At 63.3% G+C, this 8,479-nt stretch carries 5 protein-coding genes and 1 pseudogene; 2 read left to right on the plus strand and 4 right to left on the minus strand.

The window, feature by feature from the left end; translation table 11 throughout:
* Positions 1–170 precede the first annotated feature (170 nt).
* The 4 genes and pseudogenes from HUS66_RS12585 to HUS66_RS12600 form a co-directional block, all read right to left on the minus strand.
* A complete protein-coding gene (locus tag HUS66_RS12585; protein WP_175071250.1) occupies positions 171–1,544 on the minus strand; it encodes an MATE family efflux transporter in 1,374 nt (457 codons plus the stop codon).
* 172 nt (positions 1,545–1,716) lie between these two features.
* Positions 1,717–2,625 (minus strand): annotated as a pseudogene (mmsB, locus tag HUS66_RS12590) (3-hydroxyisobutyrate dehydrogenase); the annotation flags it as partial.
* 154 nt (positions 2,626–2,779) lie between these two features.
* Positions 2,780–3,895 (minus strand): enoyl-CoA hydratase/isomerase family protein, encoded by a 1,116-nt coding sequence (locus HUS66_RS12595; protein ID WP_175071252.1) that lies wholly within the window; start codon positions 3,893–3,895, stop codon positions 2,780–2,782.
* Positions 3,896–3,968: 73 nt separating this feature from the next.
* The gene (locus tag HUS66_RS12600) at positions 3,969–5,135 is read right to left on the minus strand and encodes an acyl-CoA dehydrogenase family protein (protein WP_175071253.1); all 1,167 of its coding nucleotides are present in this window, start codon (positions 5,133–5,135) and stop codon (positions 3,969–3,971) included.
* A 376-nt stretch (positions 5,136–5,511) separates the two neighbouring features.
* Here HUS66_RS12600 and HUS66_RS12605 point away from each other — a divergent pair, with 376 nt between their 5' ends.
* Both HUS66_RS12605 and HUS66_RS12610 read left to right on the plus strand, forming a co-directional pair.
* Positions 5,512–5,961: a MerR family transcriptional regulator gene (locus tag HUS66_RS12605; protein ID WP_175071254.1), complete on the plus strand. Its 450-nt coding sequence runs from the start codon at positions 5,512–5,514 to the stop codon at positions 5,959–5,961.
* 90 nt (positions 5,962–6,051) lie between these two features.
* Entirely contained in the window at positions 6,052–7,767 is a 1,716-nt protein-coding gene (locus HUS66_RS12610; RefSeq protein WP_175071255.1) for an AMP-binding protein, read from the plus strand.
* Positions 7,768–8,479 lie beyond the last annotated feature (712 nt).

An 8,479-nucleotide genomic window follows, 5' to 3' on the forward strand; every position in this document is an offset into this window, starting at 1 on the left:
TGTGCCTGAAAAGTCGACGAGCGAAGGCAAGACCGGGGCGCGTAGCTAAGGCAAAAATCGGCGAAAGAGCGGACCGGGCTGGCGTACCAGTTTACTGGAGTAAATGAGCATCTTGACCGGGCTGGCGCTCCAGACGATTTTTAACGCCGTATGGACGAGCGCAGTACTTTTCAGCCCTGGGGCTGACGCTGTCGGTCCAGCACCGCCTTCAGCCGCCACCAGGCGATGCCCGCTATGATCAGATTGGCCGCCAGCATGCCGGCGAAGATGCCCTGCGGACCCGCTAGCCAGCTGCCCAGCCAGGCCAGCGGCACGAACAGCACGAAGAGGCGCACCACGGAAAGCGCCATGGCATCCCGAGGCCGATGCAAGGCATTGAGCGACGACACCGAGAGGATCACCACTCCCTGAGCGCCAAGCCCCAGCGGTACCAGCCAGATAAAGGCGCGCAGCACCTCGCCGACCTCCGGCCCCTCGGCATAGCGCTCGGTCAACCAGGGCGCCAGGCCCTGAAGTCCCGCCCAGATCGCCAGTTGCCAGACCAGCACGAAGCCCAGGCAGCCGCCGATGGCCCGGCGCACCCGTGCGAGTTGGCCGGCGCCCAGGTTCTGGCTGACCAGCGGCGAAAGGGTCATGGAAAGCGCCAGCACCACGATCTGAGCGATGGCATCCAGCCGCGAGCCGACCCCGAAAGCCGCCACCGCCGCATGGCCATGATCGGCGACGATGCGGGTCACCAGTGCCATGGCCACCGGCGTGAACAGGCTGGTTACCGCCGCCGGCAAGGCAATGCGCCCAAGCACACGCCAGGACTCCACCAGCGCCCTGAGGCTAAGCCCTCGCAGGGCAATCAGGCCGCGCAACCGCGGCTGACAGATCAGGCCAAGCGTCATCAGCCCCCAGCTCAGCACCGTGGCCAGGGCCGCCCCGGCCACGCCCATCGCCGGCACCGGCCCGGCGCCGAAGATCAGCAGTGGGTCGAGCAGCAAATTGAGAATCGCGGCAACGCCCATCGACAGCCCCGCCGCCAGGGTATTGCCATGGGCACGTAGCACGCTGTTGATGATACGCGGCGCGATCACCAGGGCGGCTCCCCAGTACCACACGCCCATGTAGGCCTCGAGATAGGGCATCAGGGTGGCGTCGGCCCCCAGTAGCGAGAACAGCGCCTCGATGCTGGGCAGCCCGGCAAGCGTCACCAGCGCCCCGACGAGCAGCGACAACAGCACCGCATCCGTGGCGCGGCGCGCCACGAGGTCGTGACGCCCCTGGCCGAGTAAGCGCCCCACCACCGCCGAGGTGCCGATGCCGAGCCCGATCGCCAGGCTGATCACCGCAAAGACCACCGGAAAGGTAAAGGACACCGCCGCCAGCGGCACGGTGCCGAGCTTGGCGATATACCAGGCATCGACCAGGTTGAAGGTCATCATCGCCAGCATGCCGCCGATCACCGGCAGCGTCTTGCGCACCAGGGTGCGGGCGATGGGCGCTTCGAGCATCGAGCCACGCCGGGCGGGTGGCTGGGAAGAAGGTGTCGACGACATGGCAACCTCGGTCGAAAAGGGACGTCATTGTGCCCCACTCCGGCCAAGGCCCCAATGTGCGCAAGGGCCGGTAGCGTCTGACGCCCCGGCCCTCTCTCGCTCTTTAGCTGTGTATCTTTCTACTTCTCTACCTTTCTAGCTTTCTACCTCTGATTCCTCGCCGCCTCTCATCTCAGTCTTCGTCGCGGCGATACAGGCGCTGAATGCTCGAAAAATCGAGCCCGCCGTTGCCATTGGCCGCATGCAGGGCAAAGAGGTTACGCGCCTGAGAGCCCATCGGCACCGTCGACTTCGAGCCCAGCGCCAGCTCCCAGGCGAGGCCGAGATCCTTGGCCATCAGGTCGGTATGAAAACCGCCCCGGTAGCCGTTCGACGCCGGCGCTTTCTCCATCACCCCGGGCCAGGGGTTGTAGCCGTTGAGCGCCCAGTTACCGCCGCTGCTCTGCTTCATGATCTCGGAGAGTACCGCCGGGTCGAGGCCATTCTCGACGCCTAGTGCCAGCGCCTCTGCCGTGCCGCTCATGAGGATACCCAGCAGCATGTTGTTGCAGATCTTGGCCACCTGGCCGGCACCGGTTTCGCCGGCGTGGAAGATGTTCTTACCCATGGCCTCGAGAACCGGCTTGGCCCGCTCGAAGCCTTCGTCGCTGCCACCGACGATGAAAGACAAAGTGCCGGCCACGGCACCGCCCACCCCGCCCGACACGGGAGCATCAACGAAGGCAAACCCGCGTTCGGCGGCGGCGGCGCCCACGGTGCGGGAATCATCCGGAGCGATGGTCGAGGCATCGATGATCAGCGGGTTACCGGCGAGAGTGTCCAGCAGCCCCTGGGCATCGCCATTGCCAAGGTAAAGCCCCTTCACATGGGCGCCTGCCGGCAGCATCGAGACCACCACCTCGGCCTCCTGGGTCACCGCCTCGGCGCTGGCGGCACGGCGGGCACCGGCGTCCTCGAGGGTTTGCATGGCTTGATCCGAAAGATCGAAGACGCAGACGTCATGGCCGGCCTTGACCAGATTGGTGGCCATGGGGCCTCCCATGTTGCCAAGACCGATAAAGGCGATACGCATGGCGTGGCTCCTTGTTGGTTTGTTATATGACCGTTGTTGTTATGCGTTGTTGTTACGCGTTGCTATTAATGCATTGTTGTTATTGCGTTTATTGCGCTTCCGGTTTTTTGTACCGCGCTTGTTGGCTGTTCTTCGCTACTGTTGTCGCTGCTGCGTGGCTGTATTAAAGCTCGCGCAGCGGGTGCGTCTCGGGATTCCACAGCGGGCGCAGCAGGGCCTCGACATCGGCCTTGGGCACAGCGCCGACGCTTGCATGCGACCAGCGCGGGGTCTTGTCCTTGTCGATCAACAACGCCCGCACGCCCTCGGCGAGGTCGCCTTTCAGACAGCACTGCACCGAGAGGTTGAGCTCTTCACGGAAGGCCTCGGCAAGGCCGGTGCGAGAATGACGCCGGATCATCTGCCAGACCAGCTGGGCACTTAGCGGGCAGCCGGCGGCGAGCCGCGCCCGATTGGCGGCGAGCCAGTCATCCTGGTGATCATCGCCGAGGATGCGCGCGACGGCATCTGTGGCCGATGCGCAGGCGGTGAGACGCTGCAGGTGATCGCGATGCGGCCACAGCTGGGCAGCCGGCGCCTGGCTCCGATCCTCGAAGCGGTCGAGCACACGCCCCACCACCGCCTGCAGCGCCTGGGTGTCGTCGGCCTCGTCGAAGTCGGCCGATAGCAGCGCCTCGAACAGGGCCTCGCGGCTCGCCCGAGGCACGAAGCGGTCGGCCAGGCCCAGGTCCAGGGCATCCCGCGCATTGAGTTGAGCGCCGGTCAGGCCCAGGTAGGCGCCGATGCCCGGCGGCATACGGTTGAGGAACCAACTGGCACCGATGTCCGGATACAGGCCGATGCTGATCTCCGGCATCGCCAGCAGAGAGGTCTCGGTGACCAGCCGATAACCGGCACCGGCCATCAGCCCCATGCCGCCGCCCATCACGATGCCATCGCCCCACACCAGCAGCGGCTTCTCGTAGCAATGGATCTGGTAATCGAGGGCGTATTCGCCGGTGAAGTAGGTCTCAGCGAAGGCGCCGCCCTCCCCAGACTCAATCGCCTTGTACAGCGCGACGATGTCACCGCCGGCGCAGAATGCCTTCTCGCCGGCACCTTCCAGCCAGACGGCGACGACCCGCTCGTCTTCTGCCCACTGGCTCAGGCGGGCCGAGAGCTGTTCGATCATGGCGAGCGACAGGGCATTCAGTGCCTTAGGGGCATTGAGGGTCGCCACCCCAATAAACTGCCCTTCGCGGGTGGGGCGCTCCTCGAACAGCACGGGTGCATCGGTCATCGGTCGGGCTCCTTGTCGGTCTTCGTATCTCAGGATCGGTGAGGCATAAAGAGCTCAATTGCCAAGCGAGGCCTCACTGCAGCGACTCGATCACGCCATCGGCGAGCAGGCGCCGGGCGCTGATCAGGCGCATGATCTCGTTAGTGCCCTCGAGGATCTGGTGCACGCGGGTATCACGCACCAGCCGCTCCAGCGGATATTCCTTGATATAGCCATAGCCGCCGTGCAGCTGCAGGGCCTCGTTGCAGACGTTGAAGCCCATGTCGGTGGCGACCCGCTTGGCCATGGCGCAGTGGGCGGTGGCCTCCGGGTCGCCTTGGTCGAGACGCCAGGCCGCATGGCGCACCATCAGCCGCGATGCCACCAAGTCGCTTGCCATGTCGGCAAGCTTGAACTGCAAGGCCTGGAAACTCGAGAGCTCGCGGCCAAACTGCTTGCGCTGGCCCAGATAGTCACGCGACAGCGTCAGCGCCTGCTGGGCGGCGCCCAACGAGCAACTGGCGATGTTGAGCCGCCCACCGTCGAGGCCCTTCATGGCCAGGCGGAAGCCCTCGCCTTCTTCACCGAGACGGTTACCGACCGGCACCCGCACATCATCGAAGCTGACCAGCCGCGTTGGCTGACTCTTCCAGCCCATCTTCTCTTCGTTCTTGCCGTATTCGATACCGGCACTGTCGGCGGGCACCAGAAAGGCGGAAATACCCCCAGCGCCGGAATCAGGTGCGCCGGTGCGGGCCATGACCACCAGCACGTCGGTGGCCCCGGCCCCGGAAATGAACATCTTCGAGCCGCTGATCCGGTACTCGTCGCCTTCGCGTACTGCCTTGCTGCGCAGGTTGGCCGCATCAGAACCGGCGCCTGGCTCGGTCAGGCAGTAGGAGGCCAGCAGCTCGCCGCTGATCAGCCGCTCCAACCAGGTCTCGCGCAGCGCCTCGCTGCCCCAGTTGGCAATCATCCAACTGGCCATGTTGTGAATGGTCAGATAGGCCGTGGTCGAAATGCAGCCCTGGGCGAGCTGCTCGAAGATCAGCGAGGCCTCGAGCCGCGAGAGCCCCAGCCCGCCCCGCGCCTCATCGATATAGATGCCCAGAAAGCCGGCTTCACCAGCGCGCTTGATGACATCCACCGGAAAGTACGAACGGGCATCCCAGTCGGCAGCATGGTCGCTGAGCTCGGCGCGGCAGAAGTCCGCCGCCGCCTGCTGCAGGGCGTACTGGTCCTCGGTGAGTGCAAAATCCATGGTGATCTCCTCTGACGTCACCGGCCGGCAGACCTATCGACATCCTCTGAAGCGCCAAGGCGTTAGCACTGGGCGTTAACGTCAGGCGCCTTAAGACTGTCGGTACTCGCGTCGGCCCGGCCATAACGCTTTCCATAGCATGAGTAACAGCAAGAATGGCGGGGGCCGCGGCCTCGACGGGCAATGTCACCAACCTAGCATTTGCTTGGTCGGGCGCAAGCCACCCCTTGGTCTAAGGCCAACAGCATTATATTCCCTTTACGTTAACGTCAAGCATAACTAGTCTGGGAGAGTCGAAGCGCCACGGCGTTCATGCGATCATTCCGGTACTGACCCATGCATCGCAACAGCATCGCTAACGCCAAGGAACGCCACTATGCCCAAGCCCAGCCAGACCGAGTCACAGGCAACCCCGGCCGACAGCGCCGCGGGAACCCTGAAGCGCAAGCGAACTTTCGCGATCGGTGAGCTGGCCGAGATGTTCGAGGTAACGCCCCGTACCATCCGCTTCTACGAGCAGGAGGGATTGCTGTCGCCTGAGCGCAAGGGGCAACGACGCATCTATCACGACAAGGACCGGGTGCGGCTGAAGCTAACGCTGCGTGGCAAGCGGCTCGGCTTCACCCTCGCCGAGATTCGTGAGGTCGTCGAGCTCTACGATGCCATGCCCGGCGGCAACACCCGCCAGCTTCATCGCATGCTCGAAATTCTTGCCGAGAAACGGGCCGATATGGAGCAGCGCCTCGAGGATATCCGCCTGATGCAGCATGAGCTCGATGACGTCGAGACCCGCTGCCGAGCGGTACTGGAGCGGCTGGAACCTTGAGCCAGGCCTAGGCCTGGTATACCAGCAACACGCGCCCCGTGGCGGGCGCAGCGCTCCGGTTCTAAAAGCACAATAACCACAGGAGCCAGCATGACACCCCAACGCCTCACCCCGGATTCGCCCACCACCCCGCCTGTAGCAAGCTATGTCAGTGGCACCAGCGACACACCCCTCAAGGGCCAGACCATCGGCGACTGTTTCGATGCTACCGTCGCGCGGGTGCCCGACCGTGATGCCCTGCTAAGCCTGCACCAGGGGTTGCGCTATAGCTGGCGGGAACTGCAGGCCGAAGTCGACAAGGCCGCCCGTGCCCTGCTCGCCGCTGGTGTCGTTCAGGGTGAGCGCGTCGGTATCTGGGCACCCAACCGGGCCGAATGGACCATCACCCAGTTCGCCACCGCCAAGATCGGCGCCATCCTGGTCAACCTGAACCCGAGCTACCGCACCCACGAGCTGGAATACGCCCTCACCCAGTCCGCCACCGCGACCCTGATTCTGCAGGGGCGCTTCAAGGCCTCGAACTACGTACAGATGATCGCCGAGCTGGCCCCGGAGCTCGCCGAAGCGCAAGAAGGCGGCCTGAACTGCCCTCAGCTGCCGGCGCTCAAGCGGGTGGTCTGTCTCGATAGCGCCGATGCCCTGCCCGGCATGCTCACCTGGCAAGGCCTACTGGAAGGCGCCAAGACGATCAGCCAGGCCCGGCTCGCCGAGGTTCAGGGGGCGCTGCAATTCGATGAACCGATCAATATCCAGTACACCTCCGGGACCACCGGCGCGCCCAAGGGGGCGACGCTTTCCCACCACAACATTCTCAATAACGGCTTCTTCGTCGCCCGCGCCATGGGCTTCTCGGAGCGCGACCGGCTGGTGATTCCAGTGCCGCTCTATCACTGCTTCGGCATGGTGATGGGCAACCTGGGCTGCATGACCCACGGCGCGACCATGATCTACCCCGGCGACGGCTTCGACGCCGAAGCGACGCTTACTGCCGTGGAAAACGAACGCGCCACCGCCCTCTTCGGCGTACCGACCATGTTCATCGCCGAACTGGAGCACCCGCGCTTTTCAGAGTTCGACCTTTCGACGCTGCGTACCGGCGTCATGGCCGGCTCCATCTGCCCCATCGAAGTGATGCGCCAGGTCATCGACAAGATGCACATGGAAGGCGTGACCATCTGCTACGGCATGACCGAGACCAGCCCGGTCAGCTTCCAGACCCTGCCCGATGCCCCGCTCGACAAGCGCGTGACCACCGTGGGCACCATTCACCCGCACCTGGAGGTCAAGCTGATCGACCCGGCCACCGGCGCTGTGGTGCCCAGAGGCGAGCGCGACGAGCTTTGCACCCGCGGCTATAGCGTGATGCTCGGCTACTGGGACAACCCCGAAGCGACGGCTAAATCCATCGACGCCAGCCGCTGGATGCATACCGGCGACCTCGCCACCATGGACGAAGACGGCTACGTGGCCATTGTCGGGCGCATCAAGGACATGATCATCCGCGGCGGCGAGAACATCTATCCCCGCGAGATCGAAGACTTCCTCTACACCCACCCCGCCATCTCGGATGTTCAGGTGATCGGCGTACCCGATGCCAAGTACGGCGAAGAAGTGATGGCCTGGGTCAAGCTGATCGAGGGCGAAGAGCTGGATGAAGAAGGCCTGAGAGACTTCTGCCAGGGCAAGATCGCCCACTTCAAGATTCCCCGCTACGTGAAGTTCGTCGACGCCTTCCCGATGACCGTTACCGGCAAGATACAGAAGTTCAAGATGCGCGAAGAAGCCACCCACGAACTGGGACTGTAACGCCGCTTCCTATGGGCAACCAGCAATTCCTGCTAGCCCGCAAGGCCTCAATCACACCCCGAAAGCCGTACCCCCAACTTTCGGGGTGTTTTTATATGAGAAAGCTGAAATCGACCGGCCCACTCCCCCGCTGCGGGATAAAGCAGCTCCTTTTACCTGCCGTCTTTTGCATCCAAGGCCACTAATGAATAGGCTGACTGTTCACGGTCAGTAACAGCCCAGAAATGACCGACAGCATCGCACCAGGGAAAGGACTACTGCATGGATGGCAGGACGCCATCACGATATGCCCAGGTAGGGGCGGTAGCGTGCCTGGTGGCTTACCAAGCCTCCTGCCACAGAACTCAAACCTCACGGACAATGTCTGCGGCACTTCAGATGCACATCCGCCCCACCAAGCCTATCTCCGACGGTGGTGTGCATTGCGCACGCACATGCGGCCAACTCGAATCATGGATGGATGCAGAGTATTATTGAATCCGGCAAAACGCGCAGGCGCGCGAATTCTGCATAGGTAGCCAAGCAATTTATGGAAACCTTTGCTTTCAAGGGGTTACATGGCTTGTAGCGCGCTCGTTTATTGACTTGAACGCGCCAGGTCGTTCAAGTTAATAAACGAGTGTTCTGTATAATCACTGTTGAACTAAACCGCTTCGCGGTAGCTGTCGTCGAATCCTGTCTTTCGCCTCATCGAACCACACTGTTCCTTGAC

This window comes from Onishia taeanensis, assembly GCF_013349955.1.
Lineage (GTDB): Bacteria > Pseudomonadota > Gammaproteobacteria > Pseudomonadales > Halomonadaceae > Onishia > Onishia taeanensis_B.